Below are 18929 nucleotides of genomic sequence, written 5' to 3'. Positions count from 1 at the left end.
TTTTCACCCTTTTAACGGGCAGTCCTGTGAGGCTGACAAAGGGGTTGCTTCCGTGCGGGCTCATTTGCCCGTCGTTTGCGCCAAACCCTTCTGTCACATTCACAGAAGGGTTTTTCTTTTGCCTAAACCATTTCGGGAGGATTAAGCATGCCACATGTTCTTGAACTAACGGATTGGACCTGTGAGGCCATTTACCAATTATTAGATCGCGCACTCGCTATCGAAGCTGGAAAAGACATTCCGAATATGCCTATTTTTGCAGCGAATCTTTTCTTTGAACCGAGCACAAGGACCCGCTTCAGTTTTGAGGTGGCAGAAAAAAAGCTCGGCATGCATGTGTTGAATTTTGCAAGCGACGTCTCGAGTACGAAAAAAGGTGAGACTTTGTACGATACGCTAAAAACGCTTGAGTCAATCGGTGTCAAAATGGCTGTCATACGCCATCCGCAAGAGGGGTATTATCACGACCTGAAAGATCGTCTTTCCATGAGCATCATCAATGGCGGTGATGGCACAGGGCACCACCCCACCCAGACGTTGATCGATCTTTTCACCATCTATCAAGAGTTTGGGCGCTTTGAAGGCTTGACGGTAGCGATGATTGGCGATATCCGTCATAGCCGCGTCGCCCGCTCCAACATACAGACGTTAAGAAAAATGGGGGCGAGAGTCATCTTGTCTGGTCCACCGGAATGGCAGGAAGATAGTTTGGCCACCGATTATGTCTCGATCGATGAGGCGATACAGACAGCCGATGTCGTCAACTTGCTCCGCATCCAGACCGAGCGTCATGCCGAAGCCGGTCGATGGACAAAAGAACATTATCACAAGGCATACGGACTGACGGAAAAACGCGCACAACTGATGAAACCAAAAGCGATCATCATGCATCCTGGACCGTTTAACCGTGGGGTGGAAATTTCTGATGCCCTGGTCGAAGCGAAACCATCGCGGATTTTTCAACAAGTCCATAACGGCGTCCCCATCCGTATGGCGGTGCTTGAATGGGCGCTTACAACTGAAAAGGCGGTGATGTCTTAATGGCCATTTTATTGAAAAACGGACGCGTCTATTTCAATGGCGCGATCACGGAAGCGGATCTTCTCATTGACCAAGAAAGGATTGCAGACATCGGTCAAAACCTACAGGTGGAAAATGCTGAAGTCATGGACCTTAACGGCAAGCTCCTTGTGCCCGGATTCGTCGATCTCCATGTCCATTTAAGGGAGCCGGGCGGTGAACATAAAGAAACGATCAAAACCGGTACAGAAGCAGCTGCCCGGGGCGGTTTTACAACGATCGCAGCGATGCCGAACACAAATCCCGTTCCGGATGATGTCAACACATTGACAGATCTGTACAAACGCATTGAAAAAGATGCCGTCGTTCGAGTCCTGCCCTATGCAGCAATCACTAAAGGTCAGAAAGGTCAGGAACTAACAGATATCGAAAGCCTTCACCAAGTTGGGGCTTTTGCCTTGACCGATGACGGCGTCGGGGTGCAAAGCGCTGGGCTGATGTTCGAGGCGATGGAAAAAGCGGCACGGTCTGGGATTGCCGTCGTTGCCCACTGTGAAGACAATACCCTCCTTTCGGGCGGATCTTTTCATGAAGGCCGTTTCACCAAAAAGCATGGCATTAAAGGCATGAAGAGCCTATCCGAATCGGTACACATTGCTAGGGATGTGCTCTTGGCGGAAGCGGCTGGCTGTCATTACCACGTCTGTCACGTCAGCACGAAGGAATCCGTTCGCGTCATTCGCGATGCGAAACGGGCAGGCATCCGCGTGACAGCGGAAGTCACGCCCCATCATTTACTCCTAACGGAAGACGACATTCCGGGTATAGACGCCAACTATAAAATGAATCCGCCGCTACGCTCTCAAGCCGACCGGGAAGCGCTCATCGAGGGTCTTCTTGACGGCACCATCGACTTCATTGCGACGGACCATGCCCCGCACACAGCGGAGGAAAAAGCGCGACCCATTGATGAGGCACCGTTTGGCATCGTCGGGCTTGAGACAGCTTTTCCGCTCCTTTACACACATTTAGTAAAAACAGGCGTTTTATCATTGGAGCAGCTGATTGATTGTATGACGAAGAAACCGTGCGAAGCGTTTGACCTTCCTTATGGCCCAATAAAAATTGGCGCACCGGCTGATGTCACCGTCATTGATTTGGAAAAAGAACGCACAATCGACCCGGAACAATTTGCATCAAAAGGGCGGAATACGCCGTTTAGAAACTGGAAGGTTTGCGGCTTTCCGGTGATGACTATCGTAAATGGAAAACTGATTTGGGATGAAAGAGGTGTCCGTGTATGAGGCGCATGTTGATTTTGGAAAATGGAGCGGTTTTTACGGGAATGGGGTTTGGTGCAGAAAGCGACTGTGATGGAGAAGTCGTTTTTAATACCGGCATGACGGGGTACCAAGAAATTTTATCCGATCCGTCCTACTGCGGGCAAATTGTGACGCTAACCTATCCACTCATTGGCAACTACGGGGTGAACCATGAGGATTTTGAATCGATCTCCCCGTCCGTTGCGGGACTTATTGTTAAGGAATTAACCGATGTGCCAAGCCATTGGCAAAGTGAGCAATCGCTTGAGGCGATGTTAAAAGAAAAAGGCATTCCGGCACTAGCTGGCATCGATACGCGACGGCTTACGAAAATCATCCGTCAATACGGCACATTAAAAGGACGTTTGACGAGTGACGTGAATGCGGATGTGCAAAAAATTGTGAGCGAACTTCAAACCGCCAAATTTCCGACCGATCAAGTCAGCCGGGTATCAACGAAAGCGGCGTATGCGAGCCCGGGGAGTGGTCCGAGAGTCGTCATTGCCGATTTCGGAATGAAAAAAGGCATTCTTCGTGAAGTCATTAAACGCGGCTGTGATTGTCTTGTCGTGCCGCATAATACGACCGCCCGGGAAATCTTAAATCTTCATCCGGATGGTGTGCTCCTATCCAACGGACCCGGTGATCCAAAAGATGTGCCGTATGCTGTGGAAATGGTGAAAAACTTGTTAGGGAAAGTACCGATTTTCGGCATTTGTCTAGGCCATCAGCTTTTGGCCCTTGCTTGCGGGGCCGATACGGTCAAAATGAAGTTCGGTCATCGCGGGGCTAATCATCCGGTGAAAGATTTGACGACTGGTCATTTTTATATGACATCACAAAATCATGGCTATACCGTTGATCCAGAATCATTGGCGGGAACGGATCTCGTTGTGACCCATATAGCCATTAACGATGGCTCCATTGAAGGTTTGGCGCATACGAAGTTTAAAGCCTTCAGCGTGCAGTTCCATCCAGAAGCAACACCCGGACCAGAAGACAGTGCTTATCTCTTCGATCGGTTTCTCGCCAATCTATCAGCAACCAAGAAAGCGGGGATTCAATATGCCTAAACGCCACGACATTCATAAAATTCTTGTGATCGGCTCGGGGCCGATTGTCATCGGTCAAGCGGCGGAATTTGATTATTCCGGCACCCAAGCGTGCAAAGCCCTGAAGGAAGAGGGCTATGAAGTCATCCTCGTGAACTCCAATCCGGCAACGATTATGACCGATCCGGATATGGCAGACCGCGTGTATATGGAACCACTCACACCGGAGTTTGTCAGTAAAATCATCCGCAAAGAACGTCCGGACGGCCTGCTTGCCACTCTAGGTGGGCAAACCGGATTGAATCTCGCCTTTGAGCTGTCCCGTTTGGGTATTTTGGATGAATACGGCATAGAGCTTCTTGGAACGAAACTGGATGCGATCCAAAAAGCCGAAGACCGCGATGCGTTTCGTGCCCTCATGAAAGAAATTGGTGAGCCGACGCCTGACAGCGAAATCGTTCATTCGCTTGATGAGGCCGAAGCCTTTGCAAAGAAGGTCGGTTTCCCTTTAATCATCCGTCCCGCCTACACGCTCGGCGGCACTGGTGGCGGCATCGCTCATCACTGGGAAGAACTGCGTGAGATCGTCTCCAACGGTTTAAAATTAAGTCCCGTCCATCAAGTGCTTCTTGAAAAAAGCATTGCCGGCTATAAAGAAATCGAATTTGAAGTCATGCGCGATGCCAGTGACGGGGCGATTGTCATCTGCCCTATGGAAAATATTGACCCTGTTGGCATTCACACCGGGGATTCCATCGTAACCGCACCGGTGCAGACGCTGAGCGATAAAGATGTGCAACGATTGCGCAGCGCGTCGCTTCGCATCGTCCGCGCTTTAAAAATCGAGGGCGGTTGTAACGTCCAATTAGCCCTTGATCCAAACAGCCAACATTATTATGTCATTGAAGTTAACCCGCGCGTCAGCCGCTCGTCGGCACTTGCTTCGAAAGCGACGGGTTACCCGATTGCCAAAGTCGCATCGAAAATCGCCGTCGGCTATACATTGGATGAAATTAAAAACGCCGTGACAGGAACAACCTATGCGAGTTTTGAACCAGCTGTGGATTATGTCGTCACGAAAATTCCGCGCTGGCCCTTCGATAAATTTGATTCTGCGAACCGGACGCTTGGCACGCAAATGAAGGCGACGGGAGAAGTTTTAGCCATCGGCCGCACGTTTGAAGAATCTTTCCTAAAAGCCGTCCGCTCGCTTGAAGCCGGATATGATCATCTTTTTGATCAAGACATCGCGCGTTTAACGGATGAAGAGGTGTTGACCGGCATCTTGAAGATGGATGACCGACGTGTGTTTTATATTGCCGAAGCTTTCCGGCGCGGTGTGACCATTGAAAAGATCTGGGCGGAAACAAACATTGATCGCTTTTTCTTGCGGAAAATCCAAAACATCGTGGCCATGGAAAGAAAACTTAAGGACAATCCCCAAAATAACGGGATCTTAAAAGAAGCTAAAGCGATGGGATTTGCCGATGCATTTATCTCCCGCCTTTGGAACATGGATGAATGGGCGTTGTACAAATACCGCATGGAAAAGGGGATTCGTCCGGTTTATAAGATGGTCGATACGTGTGCTGCCGAATTTGAATCGGAAACGCCCTATTACTACGGCACGTATGAAGAGGAAAATGAATCCATCCGAACGGAAAAAGAAAGCGTCCTCGTGCTTGGCGCCGGACCGATCCGCATCGGTCAAGGTGTGGAATTCGATTATGCGACGGTGCATACGGTTTGGGCCATTAAAGAGGCCGGTTATGAAGCGATCATCATTAACAATAACCCGGAAACGGTGTCGACAGACTTCAGCGTCTCGGACAAACTGTATGTCGAACCGTTAACCGTTGAAGATGTCATGCACATCATCGATCTCGAAAAACCGAAAGGCGTCATCGTCCAATTTGGCGGTCAGACGGCATTAAATTTAGCCGGCGAATTGGCACGGCGCGGTGTCAACATTTTGGGAACATCCCTTGATGCCATGGATGAGGCAGAAGACCGGGAAAAATTTGAACGACTAATGGAACGACTTGGCATTGCCATGCCGGAAGGTCGTACCGTTTTTACTGTAGAAGAAGCCGCCGTCGTTGCGCAAGAAATCGGCTATCCCGTCCTCGTCCGTCCATCTTACGTGCTCGGCGGCCGCGCGATGGAGATCGTCTATAACGAAATGGAGCTTCTCACTTATATGGAACATGCGGTCAAGGTGAATCCCGAACATCCTGTTCTCATTGATCGCTATCTTGTCGGCACAGAAGTCGAAGTCGATGCCATTTCCGATGGCGTCGATGTCTATATCCCTGGAATTATGGAACATATTGAGCGGGCAGGTGTTCATTCGGGAGATTCCATCGCCGTTTATCCGCCGCAAAATCTAGCCATTGAGGTTAAGGATAAAATTATTGAGACGACCGTAAAAATCGCCCGTGGTTTAAAGATCGTCGGCCTTTTAAACATCCAATTTGTCATCCATCGAGATGAAGTTTTTGTGCTCGAAGTCAACCCGCGCTCAAGCCGCACGGTCCCTTTCTTAAGCAAAATCACGGGTGTTCCGATGGCTAATCTCGCAACCAGAGCGATTTTAGGTGAATCTTTAGCTTCAATGGGCTATCAAACCGGCTATCATGCAGAACCAGCAGAAGTCTTTGTGAAAGTCCCCGTCTTTTCTTTTGCTAAACTGCGCAGCGTCGATATCACGCTCGGTCCGGAAATGAAGTCAACCGGTGAAGTCATGGGACGGGACAAAACATTGGAAAAAGCCTTATATAAAGGGCTCTTGGCCAGCGGCATGACGATTCCGACAGAAGGTTCTGTTTTGTTTACGATTGCTGATAAAGATAAAGCCGAAGCGATACCGTTAGTCCGTCGCTTTAGCGAAATCGGTTTTACGATTTTAGCGACCGAAGGAACGGCCAAAGCGGTTCGCGATGCGGGCATTCCTGTGACCGTTGTTGGAAAAATTGCCGGTGAACGCCCAAACTTGTTGGAAGTCATCCGCACAGGCGGGGCACAATTTGTCATTAACACATTGACAAAAGGAAAAAAACCGGCGCGGGACGGATTCCGCATTCGCCGCGAAGCTGTGGAAAACGGCGTCGTCTGCTTAACCTCATTGGACACAGCTGAAGCTTTACTCACCGTCCTTGAGTCGCTCTCTTTCTCAACCGTCAGCATGCCGCCGATGAATAAACCCGAAAGCGCGGTGGTTCATTGATGCAAAAGGAAAACATGTTGGTGACGCTTAACCGAGAAATCGCCAAACAAATATATGAAATGCGTTTGTCGGGAAACCTTGTGGAAGAAATTCGGGCACCAGGTCAATTCGTCCATCTTCAACCCGGTTATCACTGTGGGACATTGTTGAGACGGCCCTTCAGCATCGCCTCTGTGGATGAAGCACAAAGGGAGTTGACGTTGATCTACCGTGCAGAAGGCGCCGGGACGAAAAAAATGGCTGAGATTCCGGTTGGTGCCGATGTGGACGTCCTCGGCCCGCTCGGCAACGGCTTTCCTCTTGATGCCTGCAAGCCGAGTGAAAAAGCGCTGTTAGTTGGCGGAGGAGTTGGTGTGGCGCCTCTTTTCGAACTTTCCAAACAACTTAAAAGAAAAGGCGTAAAAGTCACCCATGTCTTTGGCTTTTCGGATAAGTCCGTCATGTATTATGAAGAGGCATTTCGGACGCTCGGCCCCACCTACCTTGCCACGGTCGACGGTTCCGCCGGTACGAAAGGGTTTGTGACGGACTTGATCCAATCGATCGAGCCCGAGTATGACGCGATGTTTGCTTGTGGACCGATGCCGATGCTTCGGGCATTGGAAACATACGCCGAGGATAAGCCCGTCTACCTCTCCCTTGAGGAACGAATGGGGTGCGGCATCGGCGCTTGTTATGCTTGTGTCCTCCACACGGCGGATGACCCGGATGGGGCGAGTTACCGCAAAGTGTGCACGGACGGTCCTGTTTTTAAAGTCGGTGAGGTGGTGCTCGGATGAAGGATACGGCGAATCCTTTGCAACTGGAACTTCCCGGTTTAAAGATGAAAAATCCGATTATGCCGGCATCAGGATGTTTTGCCTTCGGTAAAGAATATGGGGCTTTATATGATTTATATATGCTTGGCGCCATCGTCCTGAAGGCAGCAACGCGTGAGGCGCGTTTCGGCAATCCGACCCCGAGAGTCGCTGAGACGCCGAGCGGAATGCTCAATGCGATCGGTCTTCAGAATCCAGGCGTGGATGCCATCATCCGTGAGGAATTGCCAAGACTATCGGCACTGAATACGCCAATAATTGCTAATATCGCCGGTACCACGGTGGAAGATTATGTGGCAACGGCTTCACGCCTTTCGGACACGAACATCGTTTCCGCATTGGAACTGAATATTTCCTGCCCGAATGTGAAAGAGGGAGGCATTCAATTCGGGACGGACCCACGGATTGCCGCGACGTTGACCGAAAAAGTGAAAACTGTATCGAAAGTGCCGGTGTATGTGAAGCTATCGCCTAATGTCACGGATATTGTGGCGATGGCTAAGGCCGTTGAAGCGGCGGGGGCAGATGGGCTTTCCATGATTAACACCCTCCTTGGCATGCGCATCGATTTAAAAACGATGAAACCGATCCTAGCCAATAAAACCGGAGGGCTAAGCGGACCGGCGATTAAACCTGTCGCCATCCGGATGATCTACGAAGTTTCCCAAGCCGTGACGATCCCCATTATCGGCATGGGTGGCATTCAGTCGGCGGACGATGTCATCGAGTTTATGCTCGCTGGCGCCAGCGCGGTGGCTATTGGTACGGCGAATTTTATCGATCCATTGATTTGTCCCAAAATTATAGAGACGCTCCCCGAAAAACTGGCAGCTTATGGTGTGAAACACATCTCTGAATTGATCGGAAGGAGCTGGAAGTCGTGAACAACCCGATCATTATCGCCCTAGATGTTAGCTCACGTGAAGAATTAGAAAAAGTTTTACCGAAGTCACTTTCAGACTTAAAACCTTTTGTTAAAGTTGGCATGGAATTGTTCTATCAGGAAGGACCAGCACTTGTTAAAGCATTAAAAGAGGAAGGCTTCAAGATCTTTCTAGACCTCAAATTGCATGATATACCGACAACGGTTCGTAAAGCGATGCGCGGTCTCGCCAAACTTGGCGTTGATATGGTCAATGTCCATGCGGCTGGCGGTGCAAAAATGATGAACGAAGCGCTCAAAGGCTTAGAGGAGGGCACACCGTCCGAGGCAAAGCGCCCGCTTTTAATCGCCGTCACCCAGCTGACAAGTACGGACCAAGAGATGCTGGAAAAGGAAATATTGATAAACGAACCAATTGAAGACGTTGTCTGTGCGTATGCCAAGCTGGCCTTTCGCAGCGGGCTAGACGGTGTCGTTTGCTCACCTTGGGAAGCGCAACGAGTGAAACAAGCGACCGCAGAGACCTTTATTACTGTGACGCCTGGGATCCGCCTAGCTTCGGAACAGGCAGATGACCAAAAACGTGTCGCAAGCCCAGGGGAAGCTCGCGCGCTCGGAAGTGACTACATCGTTGTCGGCCGCAGCATCACCCGCAGCGAAAACCCGGTTGAGGCTTATCAGCAAATTTTAAAGGAATGGGAGGACGGCTATGTCCAACGATAAAGAAAAAATCGCCGCACATCTTCTTAATATTAATGCCGTCGTTTTACAACCCGATGACCCTTTTACTTGGTCAAGTGGTTTGAAAGCACCGATTTATTGTGACAATCGCTTAACCCTTTCATACCCCGCCATACGATGCGATATTGCAAACGGGTTTGCAGAAAGGATTCGTGCCCAATATCCGGAAGTTGAAGTCATCGCAGGTGCTGCCACCGGCGGCATTGCCCATGCTGCCTGGGTGAGTGAGAAACTTGATGTGCCGATGGTTTATGTCCGTGGCAAAGCAAAGGACCACGGCAAAAAAAGTCAAATTGAAGGTGTCGTCAAACCTGGTCAAAAGGTCGTCGTGATTGAAGACCTCATCTCAACTGGAACCAGCTCACTGGCCGTAGCGGAAGCATTAAGAAACGAAGGCTGTGAAGTGCAAGCGGTGCTCGCCATTTTTTCCTATGACTTAGAGGAGGCGAAAGCAGCCTTTTCAAAAGCGCGCATTCCATATGAAACGTTAACCGATTATCCGACGCTCATTAATGTAGCCGTTCAAACAGGGAAAATCTCCCCTCAACAGTTAACGTTATTAAAGCGTTGGCACCAAAACCCGAAACATTCCGATTGGATGAAACAACCTCATTAATTTAAAAAGCTGTGGGACTCTCCCACAGCTTTTTGCACGTTTAGCTCGCTGAAGCCGAACGCCGATTTTATGTTTCGGCATTTTGTTCAGCGGTTTTTTCTTTATTTTTTTTTAGTTGGGTGACCAGACGCTCATCCGGTGTGACATAAACGGTTTTTTGATGATCATAAATAACAAAGCCCGGTTTTGCGCCATTCGGCTTATGCACATGTTTCACGAGTGTTGCATCTACCGGCACTTGGCTTGACTGCCGCGCTTTGCTAAAAAAGGCGGCAAGATTTGCGGCTTCAAGCAGTGTCGTCTCGCTTACCCGGTTTGAGCGTATGACAACATGAGAGCCGGGGATGTCTTTTGTATGCAGCCACGTATCACCTGGGGAAGCTAAGCGCGTCGTTAAATAGTCATTTTGCCGGTTATTTTTGCCGACGAGGATCAGCGTTCCGTCAGAAGATATGTAGCGTTCCGGTTCAGGGCGATTGGGTTTCGATTTTCGTATTTTGGCGATCTTCTGCTTAAGGTAACCGCCGACCTCTAATTCCTCGCGGATTTCATCAAGGTCTTTCAAGGATGCAGCTTCCAATTGTTGAAGGATGCCGTCTAAATAAAGGATCTCCTTTTCCGTCGTTTGGATATGCTTTTCAATTTCAGCCCGAGCCGTTTTAAGTTTGTTATACTTTCGGAAATAATTTTGCGCATTTTCCGCCGGGCTTTTTTGCGGGTCAAGGGGTATGGTCATCGGCTTTTGCTGTTCATCATAATAATTGATGACTTCAACTTCGCGGTCACCTTTTTTGATTAAATGCATGTGGCTGGTCACAAGTTCGCCGTACAACTGATAACGAGACGCTGCCCCCGCTTCATCCAATTCCCGTCGCAATTTTTGCAGCTTCCGTTCATTTTTCTTTTTCTCGTTTGCGATCAAGCGGCCAATATCAGCTGTGCGCTGGCGGACAAGATCGTGTTCTGCTTTATACGCATAAAACGTATCAAGCATTGCGCTCGGTGTATCAAAATGTTCCTTTTCCCCCGGAAGATGTGTGAGATCAAGAACATGAAAATCGTCCTTGTGTCCCGGATGGCGGATGATTTGTGGTCGGAAGTCTTGGTTGCAGATTGCCATCTGGATTTCCGTAAATGCGCGGATGAGATTCGCGCGCGACGGAAGTCCTGCGCGGTGAAGCACTTCCTTAGCTAACACGGGAGAGAACCCTTCAAGGTGGTCAACAAGCTGTCGATCAAGTTTTCCGGCGTTAAAATCCAAAACGCTCAGCAACTCCTCGGGTGTGGCTGTTTCCGGATTCAGTTTGCCGGGGTTCGGTGGTAATACATAAGAAGCTCCCGGGAGCACTGTTCGATATCGGTTCATCGCCGGTGAGAGCCGTTTCATGGCATCAATGATTCGTCCCGAGAGCGAATCCACTAAAATCACATTGCTGTGCTTGCCCATCGTCTCAATAATTAACGTCAACTTCACTTCATCGCCGAGCTCGTTACGCGAGCGAAATTCAAAGCGGATAATGCGCTCAAAATCGACTTGGGATACATTTTCTAAAATCGCGCCGTCCAAGTACTTTCGAAGCAGCATGCAAAAAGTCGGCGGCTCCGGAGGGTTTTCATAATTTTTATTGGTGATTTGCACACGGGCATATTGCGCATGGATAGATAGCAGCACTTTATAGTTTTGGCGGTGTGCCCGAATGCCAAGGACAAGCTCGGTTTTATGGGGTTGATGGATTTTTACAACCCTTCCCGTTTTCAGTCGTTCATTCAGTTCATGAACGACGGCTCTTGCCACAATGCCGTCAAAAGCCATACAGCATTCCTCGCTTTCTTGTACCAGTATACCATGCCTTAGTGGGTTTTCCGAACGCAAACCGATTTCTTGTGAATGACTTGTTGCCCCCGCTTATTTTGTATAGAATAAATGATAGATAAGTTCGCCCGTCGACGGGTAGAAGGATCTGTCTGCCATCGGACGAAAGGCAAATCCGATGATTAAAATGCATAACGGGTTTCCGGTTGGTACACCTCGCTTTCGGCGTTGGCGTTTTTCGCGTATTGGATTTTCCATTGGGGGTTGGGGAATATGGTAAAATTAATTAATATCGGGTTCGGAAACATCGCTTCGGCGGACCGCATTATATCGATTGTCAGTCCGGAATCACAACCGATTAAGCGGTTGATTAAAATCGCCCGCGATGAGAATAAATTGATTGATGCAACATATGGCCGGAGAACCCGTGCGGTCATCGTGATGGATAGCGATCACATTATTTTATCGTCGGTTCAACCGGAGACCGTTTCACAACGACTCATTCAACAGGATGAGATTAATGATGACGGTAATTAGCGGAGGCATGACATGACATATAAAGAAAAAGGTTTATTATTTATCTTATCTGGTCCTTCAGGTGTTGGTAAAGGGACGGTATGTAAAGCGCTGAAAAAACGAAAAACAAATCTTGCTTTTTCCGTTTCCGCGACAACGCGCAAACCTCGAGAAGGGGAAAGAGAAGGCGTTGAATATTTTTTTAAAACGCGTGAGCAATTCGAACAAATGATAAAAGACAACTTATTGTTGGAATGGGCGGAGTACGTAGGCAATTATTACGGAACGCCCCTTGATTTTGTTGAGAAGACATTAGATTCCGGAAAAGATGTGCTGCTTGAAATTGAAGTGCAAGGCGCGATGAAAGTTAAAAAGAACTACCCCAATGGCATATTCATCTTTTTAGCGCCGCCAAGTTTGGGTGAATTGCGCCGGCGCATCACTGGACGTGGCACGGAGTCCGAAGATATCATAAACGGCCGAATGACTGTGGCCAAAGCGGAAATTGAAATGATGAAACACTATGATTATGTTATTGAAAATGATGAAGTAGAGCGCGCTTGTGACCGCATTGAAGCCGTTGTGATGGCCGAGCATTTGCGCAGAGCGCGCGTGATGGAAAAATATCTTCAATTAATGGAGGGTGAAGGAATATGATGTTATATCCATCCATTGACAGATTACTGGACAAAATTGATTCCAAATATACGCTTGTGACGCTTGCTGCCATTCGAGCAAGAGAAATTCAGCACGGCGCTGATCTGTTTATCGAAAAAGCAAAGTCCCATAAAGAGGTCGGCAAAGCTTTGGAAGAAATCAGTGAAGGTGTCATCAGTTACGAGTATTAAACGAGTCTTGCAACAACCGAAGGGTTGTTGCTTTTTCACATGAGGACTACATTGATACTAAAACGTGCGAGTGCGGCGTTTTTTCATAGAGGATTGGAGTGGGTGAGGTTGACAGCGATTCAAGGTAAACGGATTCTTATAGGTGTAACCGGCGGCATCGCTGCTTATAAGGCTTGTGTGTTAACCAGTCGATTGACGAAAGCTGGTTGCGATGTCCATGTCATGATGACAAAAGAGGCGAAGCAATTTGTTTCTCCTCAGACTTTTCAGGCGCTTTCCAGGAATCCCGTCCATGATGACATTTTCACAGAAAAAAATGAACATCAAATTGCACATATTGATCTTGCCGACCAGGCGGATCTCATCATTATCGCACCAGCTACGGCTCATACGATCGCAAAGCTCGCACACGGATTGGCCGATGACATGGTTACCGCCGCGGTTTTAGCAACAAAAGCGCCGGTTTGGGTGGCACCTGCGATGAACGTCAATATGTACCATCATCCAGCTGTCCAAAAAAATCTCGAGATCATTCAAACCTATGGATACCGGGTGTTGAAACCGGATAGCGGCATGCTTGCCTGCGGATGGGTCGGTGAGGGCCGTCTCATGGAGCCGGATGCCATTTATGAGGAGATCGAAGACTATTTTGGACAAGCCCATCAAAAAGATTTACAAGGGTACCGGATCCTTGTCACAGCTGGTCCTACGCGGGAAAAGATTGATCCTGTCCGCTTTCTGACGAATCACTCTTCGGGAAAAATGGGCTATGCCATTGCTGCTTGCGCGCAAAAAAGAGGAGCAGATGTTTTATTGATCACCGGTCCGACGGAGCTCGATCCTCCCGCAGGCGTGGAAGTGATTCGTGTCGAATCGGCATTGGAAATGTATGAGGCTGTCATGAAACATTTTGATGAAATGGATGCCGTCATCAAGACGGCGGCTGTCTCAGACTATCGGCCAAAAGCGGTTTCCGATCGGAAAATTAAAAAGACTGAAGATCACCCGAAAATTGAGCTCGTCCGTAATCCGGATATTTTGGAAGAGTTGGGACGAAGAAAAACAACACAAATTTTAATTGGTTTTGCGGCAGAAACCCATGATCTTGACCATTATGCCAAAGGAAAACTTGAAAAAAAGAAATTAGATATGGTCGTGGCTAACGATGTCGCACGGACCGATACGGGTTTTCGCTCTAACGATAATGAAGTGACGTTTTATTTTCGAAATGGCGATATCCGTCACTTACATAAAATGCCGAAAGCCGAGGTGGCGCAAGAGCTTTGTAATCTTTTGACTGAGATGCTTGACAAAAAGAAGGGGTCGGTATGATTGCGGAAATTATTGTTGATTTAGCAAATAGCCAAGTCGACCGACCTTTTGACTATAAAGTTCCGAAAGAGATGGAGACCATCATCGAAACCGGCTCACGGGTCATCGTGCCTTTCGGGTCGCAAAAACGCTTGGGTTATGTCATTGGCCTAAAAGAAATGTCCAATTATAGCAACTTAAAACCTATTGCGTCACTCATCGATGAGACCCCTGTTTTAACCCCTGAATTATTGGAACTGGGTCACTGGCTTGCTCGCGAAACCCTCTGCTTTCAAGTGACGGCCTATCAGGCGATGCTGCCAGCTGCACTTAAAGCAGATTACAAAAAATGGCTTCACCCTCGAAACATGCAGGAGCTGGAAACGGAATATCCGGACTTGCTTGCACTTTTTGAGGGAGGTTCACGTGTTGAATGGTCCGTATTGCAAAGAAACCATCCGGACCTTTTACCTCAAGTCACTCAAGCCATTCGAAAAAGGGTGCTTGAGATAAAAAGTGCCGTCGAAGATCGCGCGAAAGTTATCACGCAAAAAGCAGTTCGTTCCGCCATCCCTAAGCCAGAATTAGCGAAACATCTTGAACATACCGGACGCGCCCCAAAGCAGCAGGCTGTGATCCGTTATTTCATGGAGCTTTCCGATGGAGAGGAAAGATGGTTGCACGAAGTGATGGACGCTCTTCAAGTGGGACGGGCGGTGATCCGCGCCTTAGTGGAAAAAGGCATTCTTCTAGAGTATGAAAAAGAAGTCTACCGCGATCCCTATGAAGGGCAAGCTGGTGCTACCTCACCCTTACCTTTAACAGAGGAACAAGCGCGCGCCATCGCACCAATCCTTGAAGATATCGATGCGAAAAGGCACCGTGTTCATCTTTGTCACGGCGTGACCGGCAGCGGAAAAACGGAAATTTATTTGCAAGCGATTGAAAAAGTCATCAAGAAGGGCATGGAGGCCATCGTCCTTGTCCCGGAAATTTCTCTAACCCCGCAGATGGTAAAGCGCTTTAAGAATCGTTTCGGTTCCCAAGTGGCTGTGCTTCACAGCGGTTTAAGCCAAGGGGAAAAATACGACGAATGGCGCAAAATTCATCGCGGGGAAGTTTCCGTTGCTGTCGGTGCCCGTTCGGCCGTTTTTGCTCCATTTACCCGTCTTGGATTGATCATCATCGACGAGGAACATGAATCGAGTTATAAACAAGAGGAAGCACCTCGCTACCACGCCCGGGATGTGGCGATTTTTCGCGGGCGTTACCATCAGGCGCCGATTATTCTAGGAAGTGCGACACCTTCATTAGAGTCCTATGCTAGAGCTCGAAAAGGCGTTTATGTTCTCGCAACGCTCAAAGAGAGGGTAAACAAGCAGGGACTGCCAGAGGCGGAAATCGTCGATATGCGAGAAGAGCTGCGGAACGGCAATCGTTCCATGTTTTCTGTTTCGCTTCTTGAAAAATTGCGGGAACGCCTAAAAAACGGTGAACAAAGCGTTTTATTTCTTAACCGGAGGGGTTATTCGACTTTTGTCCTGTGCCGCGATTGCGGATATGCCCTGACGTGCCCGCATTGCGATATAACATTGACTTATCATAGAAAAACGCATCAGATGAAATGCCATTATTGCGGTTATATCGAAGCGGTGCCAGCGAACTGTCCAAAATGCCAGAGTCCGTATATCCGCTTTTTCGGGGCAGGAACGCAGAAAGTCGAAGAAGCATTGACAAAATTACTGCCGGAAGCTAAAGTCATACGCATGGATGTCGATACGACCCAGCGAAAAGGCGCTCATGAAAAGATGCTAAAAGCCTTTGGCGATGGGAAAGCGGATATCCTTCTAGGCACGCAAATGATTGCTAAAGGATTGGATTTTCCGAAAGTGACACTGGTCGGGGTGCTTTCAGCCGACACGATGCTCCGTTTACCCGATTTTCGGGCTGCAGAGCGGACGTTCCAATTGTTAACACAGGTTTCCGGACGGGCGGGTCGCCATGATTTGAAGGGCGAAGTCGTTATACAGACTTATGCTCCCGAACATTATTCCATACAGCTTTCAGCCGTTCAAGATTATCTCGCTTTTTATGATCAGGAAATGGTTAACCGCAAGCGACGGGGGTATCCACCGTTTTATTACATTACCTTAATTAGTGTGACACATCCTTCACTTGCTCGCGCCCAAGCCGTTACCGACCAGGTTGCCCGTTATTTGCGCAAACGTCTCTCCAATCAAGCGGTTATTCTTGGGCCCGTCGCTCCAGCCATTGCCAAGATTAAAGATAGATATCGCTCTCAGTGCATGATAAAATATAAAAACGAACCTGAACTCGCAACGGCTCTCAGAAACATTGTTGAACACTATCAACAGGCTTATGTTAAAGAAGGATTAACTTTGTCTGTTGATATTAATCCCAATGCTATTATGTAAGCTTGAAAAGGAGATTTTCATGAACATTGTATTTATGGGGACACCCGATTTTGCCGTTCCGGTTTTAGAACAATTGATCGCAAGTCCTTATCAAGTAGCTCTGGTCGTCACTCAACCCGACCGACCGGTTGGCCGAAAGAAAATTTTAACACCGCCACCGGTGAAAGTGATCGCAGAACAAGCCCACATCCCTGTGCTGCAACCTGAGAAAGTCAGAAAGCCAGAGGCTGTCGAAGCCATTTTGGCCTATAAGCCGGACTTAATCATTACTTGTGCTTTCGGTCAAATTTTACCCGAAGCCTTACTCAACGCTCCGAAATATGGTGCGATTAACGTGCATGCCTCGCTTTTACCTGAATACAGGGGAGCGGCTCCGATTCACAAAGCGATTATGGACGGAAAAAAGGAAACAGGCGTTACGATCATGTATATGGTTAAAGCGCTTGATGCCGGCGACATCTTAACGCAAAAGAAGGTACCTATCGAAGAGACCGATACCGTTGGGTCGCTACACGATAAATTATCGAAGGCCGGCGCCGAACTTCTGATGTCCACCCTGCCCGACTTGATTGAAGGGCGCATCACCCCAATTCCGCAAGATGAAAGCCGGGCGACTTACGTTTCAACATTATCGCGCGAAGATGAGCGCATCGATTGGCATCAAAGCGGCGAAGCGATCTATAATCACGTGCGCGGCATGGATCCGTTTCCCGGGGCATTTACGATGTATAAAAACAAGCCTTTAAAAATCTGGAAAACGAAAAAGGTTGAGGGAAAGATGGACTTACCTCCAGGCACGATCCTTGCGAAGGATGCCGAAGGGTTTACCGTTCAAACCGGAAACCAAACGGCCATCAAAGTGTTGGAATGTCAACCAGCAGGCAAAAAGCGCATGGCAGCAGCTGATTTTTTAAGAGGAGCTACACTTAGCGAAGGAGATGTCATCGGTGAATGACGACCACGGGGTAGCCGTCAGGAGCGCTGCATTGGACGTGTTATTAAAAGTCAGTCGTGAAGGCGCATACAGTCAACTTGCTTTGCATCATGCCATAGAGAAATCCGGGTTCCATTCACAAGATACGGCCTTGTTGACACAAATGGTGTATGGGACGATTCAATGGCGTTTGACTTTAGACTATCATTTAAAACCTTTTCTAAAAAAAGGCGCTCGGACTAAACCTTGGGTCAAGGAGCTTTTGCGCTTATCGGTTTATCAGCTGGCTTTTCTTGATAAAATCCCGCATCATGCTGTTGTCAATGTTGCTGTGGAAATTGCCAAAAAACGCGGCGGTCAAAGAGTTTCAGGCTTTGTTAACGGCGTCTTAAGAGCGTACATCCGAACAGGGGGACCGGATGTTCAAACCATCCAAGACGCATGGGAAAGAAAAGAAATTCTACATAGTCATCCTCGATGGCTCTTGAAGCGGTGGACGTCGCAATATGGGGAAGAAGCGACCGTTGCCATTTGTAAAGCTAATCATACACCGCCTGATGTCACCATCAGGGTCAATCGGTTAAAATGGGATCGGAAGGCTTGCCTTTCGACGCTACGGGAAGCGCATTTTGATGTTAAAGAAGGAAACTTATCACCCGATGCGATCGTCCTTAAAAAGGGGAAAATCATTGACCATCCTATATATAAAGAAGGAAAAGTGACGATCCAAGACGAAAGTTCCATGTTGGTTGCTAGAGCTTTAGACGCCAAGCCCGGCCAACGGGTATTGGATGCTTGTAGTGGACCAGGAGGAAAAACGACGCACATCGCCGAATTAATGGATGATACGGGAGAAATTCTCGCCCTTGATATCTATGAACATAAAATCGGCTTGGTACGGTCACAAGCGGCTCGTCTCGGCCTTTCATCTATTAAAACTATGGTAGCGGATGCGCGACGAACGGGTGAAATCTTTCCGAAAGAGTCGTTTGACCGCATTTTAATCGATGCGCCATGTTCCGGATTCGGCGTGATCCGCCGGAAACCGGAAATTAAATATGAGAAAACAGCCGAGGATGTGGCCTCCATCTCACGACTCCAACGTGAAATATTGGATGCCAATGCCCCACTGCTTAAAAAAAGCGGCGTCCTTGTCTATAGCACCTGTACGATCGATAAGGAAGAAAATGTTTTTGCTGTTCAAGATTTTTTAAAAACCCATCCCGACTTTACGATTGATACATCACTTGTCGAAAGACTCCCAGAAGTGGTGCGCGAGAAAAGCCTATGGTTTGCGGACGGTATGTGTCAAATCTTGCCGCAACATTTTGGGACGGACGGATTTTTTATCGCCGCTTTTTTAAAGAGATGAACTTTGGGATTAAAAGGGGTGG

General features: G+C 48.3%; 16 protein-coding genes. 15 read left to right on the top strand and 1 reads right to left on the bottom strand.

All coding sequences use genetic code 11. The features are described from left to right. The first annotated feature begins 147 nt into the window (after positions 1 to 147). The 8 genes from H532_RS0114845 to pyrE are packed head-to-tail and all read left to right on the top strand — an operon-like array spanning position 148 to position 9678. Positions 148 to 1041, top strand: coding sequence for an aspartate carbamoyltransferase catalytic subunit (locus H532_RS0114845; RefSeq protein ID WP_027726113.1), 894 nt, complete (start codon positions 148 to 150; stop codon positions 1039 to 1041). Further along, a complete protein-coding gene (locus H532_RS0114840) occupies positions 1041 to 2324 on the top strand; it encodes a dihydroorotase (protein WP_027726112.1) in 1284 nt (427 codons plus the stop codon). The genes H532_RS0114845 and H532_RS0114840 overlap by 1 nt, the downstream gene beginning before the upstream one ends. After that, complete coding sequence (locus tag H532_RS0114835; protein WP_027726111.1) at positions 2321 to 3415, top strand: carbamoyl phosphate synthase small subunit; 1095 nt, start codon at positions 2321 to 2323, stop codon at positions 3413 to 3415. Before H532_RS0114840 ends, H532_RS0114835 begins: the two co-directional genes overlap by 4 nt. Beyond that, positions 3408 to 6620: a carbamoyl-phosphate synthase large subunit gene (gene carB, locus H532_RS0114830; RefSeq protein WP_027726110.1), complete on the top strand. Its 3213-nt coding sequence runs from the start codon at positions 3408 to 3410 to the stop codon at positions 6618 to 6620. Before H532_RS0114835 ends, carB begins: the two co-directional genes overlap by 8 nt. Continuing rightward, positions 6617 to 7399: a dihydroorotate dehydrogenase electron transfer subunit gene (locus H532_RS0114825; RefSeq protein ID WP_027726109.1), complete on the top strand. Its 783-nt coding sequence runs from the start codon at positions 6617 to 6619 to the stop codon at positions 7397 to 7399. Before carB ends, H532_RS0114825 begins: the two co-directional genes overlap by 4 nt. After that, a complete protein-coding gene (locus tag H532_RS0114820; RefSeq protein ID WP_038112661.1) occupies positions 7396 to 8322 on the top strand; it encodes a dihydroorotate dehydrogenase in 927 nt (308 codons plus the stop codon). Before H532_RS0114825 ends, H532_RS0114820 begins: the two co-directional genes overlap by 4 nt. Continuing rightward, the gene (pyrF, locus tag H532_RS0114815) at positions 8319 to 9044 is read left to right on the top strand and encodes an orotidine-5'-phosphate decarboxylase (protein WP_027726107.1); all 726 of its coding nucleotides are present in this window, start codon (positions 8319 to 8321) and stop codon (positions 9042 to 9044) included. The genes H532_RS0114820 and pyrF overlap by 4 nt, the downstream gene beginning before the upstream one ends. Continuing rightward, complete coding sequence (gene pyrE, locus H532_RS0114810; protein ID WP_027726106.1) at positions 9031 to 9678, top strand: orotate phosphoribosyltransferase; 648 nt, start codon at positions 9031 to 9033, stop codon at positions 9676 to 9678. The genes pyrF and pyrE overlap by 14 nt, the downstream gene beginning before the upstream one ends. A gap of 67 nt (positions 9679 to 9745) precedes the next feature. Here pyrE and H532_RS19110 read toward each other — a convergent pair whose 3' ends face one another. After that, positions 9746 to 11491 carry an Rqc2 family fibronectin-binding protein gene (locus tag H532_RS19110; RefSeq protein WP_051263365.1) on the bottom strand — a complete coding sequence of 582 codons (1746 nt, stop codon included), beginning with the start codon at positions 11489 to 11491 and terminating at the stop codon, positions 9746 to 9748. A gap of 273 nt (positions 11492 to 11764) precedes the next feature. Between H532_RS19110 and remA the strand changes: the two genes are divergently transcribed. The 7 genes from remA to rsmB all read left to right on the top strand — a co-directional run bounded on the left by remA (position 11765) and on the right by rsmB (position 18907). Next, positions 11765 to 12028: an extracellular matrix/biofilm regulator RemA gene (gene remA / locus H532_RS0114800; protein ID WP_038112656.1), complete on the top strand. Its 264-nt coding sequence runs from the start codon at positions 11765 to 11767 to the stop codon at positions 12026 to 12028. A 12-nt stretch (positions 12029 to 12040) separates the two neighbouring features. After that, positions 12041 to 12664, top strand: coding sequence for a guanylate kinase (gmk, locus tag H532_RS0114795; RefSeq protein WP_027726104.1), 624 nt, complete (start codon positions 12041 to 12043; stop codon positions 12662 to 12664). Beyond that, on the top strand, positions 12664 to 12855 hold the full coding sequence (gene rpoZ, locus H532_RS0114790) for a DNA-directed RNA polymerase subunit omega (RefSeq protein ID WP_027726103.1): 192 nt from the start codon (positions 12664 to 12666) through the stop codon (positions 12853 to 12855). The genes gmk and rpoZ overlap by 1 nt, the downstream gene beginning before the upstream one ends. A gap of 108 nt (positions 12856 to 12963) precedes the next feature. Beyond that, on the top strand, positions 12964 to 14187 hold the full coding sequence (coaBC, locus tag H532_RS0114785) for a bifunctional phosphopantothenoylcysteine decarboxylase/phosphopantothenate--cysteine ligase CoaBC (protein WP_027726102.1): 1224 nt from the start codon (positions 12964 to 12966) through the stop codon (positions 14185 to 14187). Continuing rightward, positions 14184 to 16601: a primosomal protein N' gene (gene priA, locus H532_RS0114780; protein ID WP_027726101.1), complete on the top strand. Its 2418-nt coding sequence runs from the start codon at positions 14184 to 14186 to the stop codon at positions 16599 to 16601. Before coaBC ends, priA begins: the two co-directional genes overlap by 4 nt. A gap of 19 nt (positions 16602 to 16620) precedes the next feature. Next, a complete protein-coding gene (fmt, locus tag H532_RS0114775) occupies positions 16621 to 17556 on the top strand; it encodes a methionyl-tRNA formyltransferase (protein WP_027726100.1) in 936 nt (311 codons plus the stop codon). Next, entirely contained in the window at positions 17549 to 18907 is a 1359-nt protein-coding gene (gene rsmB, locus H532_RS0114770) for a 16S rRNA (cytosine(967)-C(5))-methyltransferase RsmB (protein ID WP_245566484.1), read from the top strand. Before fmt ends, rsmB begins: the two co-directional genes overlap by 8 nt. Positions 18908 to 18929: the final 22 nt, after the last annotated feature.

This window comes from Tuberibacillus calidus DSM 17572 (assembly GCF_000430685.1).
Classification (GTDB): Bacteria; Bacillota; Bacilli; order Bacillales; family Sporolactobacillaceae; genus Tuberibacillus; species Tuberibacillus calidus.
The sequence above is the reverse complement of the archived record's forward strand: the minus strand, read 5'-3'. Positions and strand labels throughout refer to the sequence as shown.

Coding starts and splice junctions, on each gene's coding strand:
- H532_RS0114840 (WP_027726112.1), top strand. CDS start 1,041: ATGGCCATTTTATTGAAAAACGGACGCGTCTATTTCAATGGCGCGATC.
- H532_RS19110 (WP_051263365.1), bottom strand. CDS start 11,491: ATGGCTTTTGACGGCATTGTGGCAAGAGCCGTCGTTCATGAACTGAAT.
- rpoZ (WP_027726103.1), top strand. CDS start 12,664: ATGTTATATCCATCCATTGACAGATTACTGGACAAAATTGATTCCAAA.
- carB (WP_027726110.1), top strand. CDS start 3,408: ATGCCTAAACGCCACGACATTCATAAAATTCTTGTGATCGGCTCGGGG.
- H532_RS0114845 (WP_027726113.1), top strand. CDS start 148: ATGCCACATGTTCTTGAACTAACGGATTGGACCTGTGAGGCCATTTAC.
- H532_RS0114835 (WP_027726111.1), top strand. CDS start 2,321: ATGAGGCGCATGTTGATTTTGGAAAATGGAGCGGTTTTTACGGGAATG.
- priA (WP_027726101.1), top strand. CDS start 14,184: ATGATTGCGGAAATTATTGTTGATTTAGCAAATAGCCAAGTCGACCGA.
- gmk (WP_027726104.1), top strand. CDS start 12,041: ATGACATATAAAGAAAAAGGTTTATTATTTATCTTATCTGGTCCTTCA.
- H532_RS0114820 (WP_038112661.1), top strand. CDS start 7,396: ATGAAGGATACGGCGAATCCTTTGCAACTGGAACTTCCCGGTTTAAAG.
- remA (WP_038112656.1), top strand. CDS start 11,765: ATGGTAAAATTAATTAATATCGGGTTCGGAAACATCGCTTCGGCGGAC.
- pyrE (WP_027726106.1), top strand. CDS start 9,031: ATGTCCAACGATAAAGAAAAAATCGCCGCACATCTTCTTAATATTAAT.
- fmt (WP_027726100.1), top strand. CDS start 16,621: ATGAACATTGTATTTATGGGGACACCCGATTTTGCCGTTCCGGTTTTA.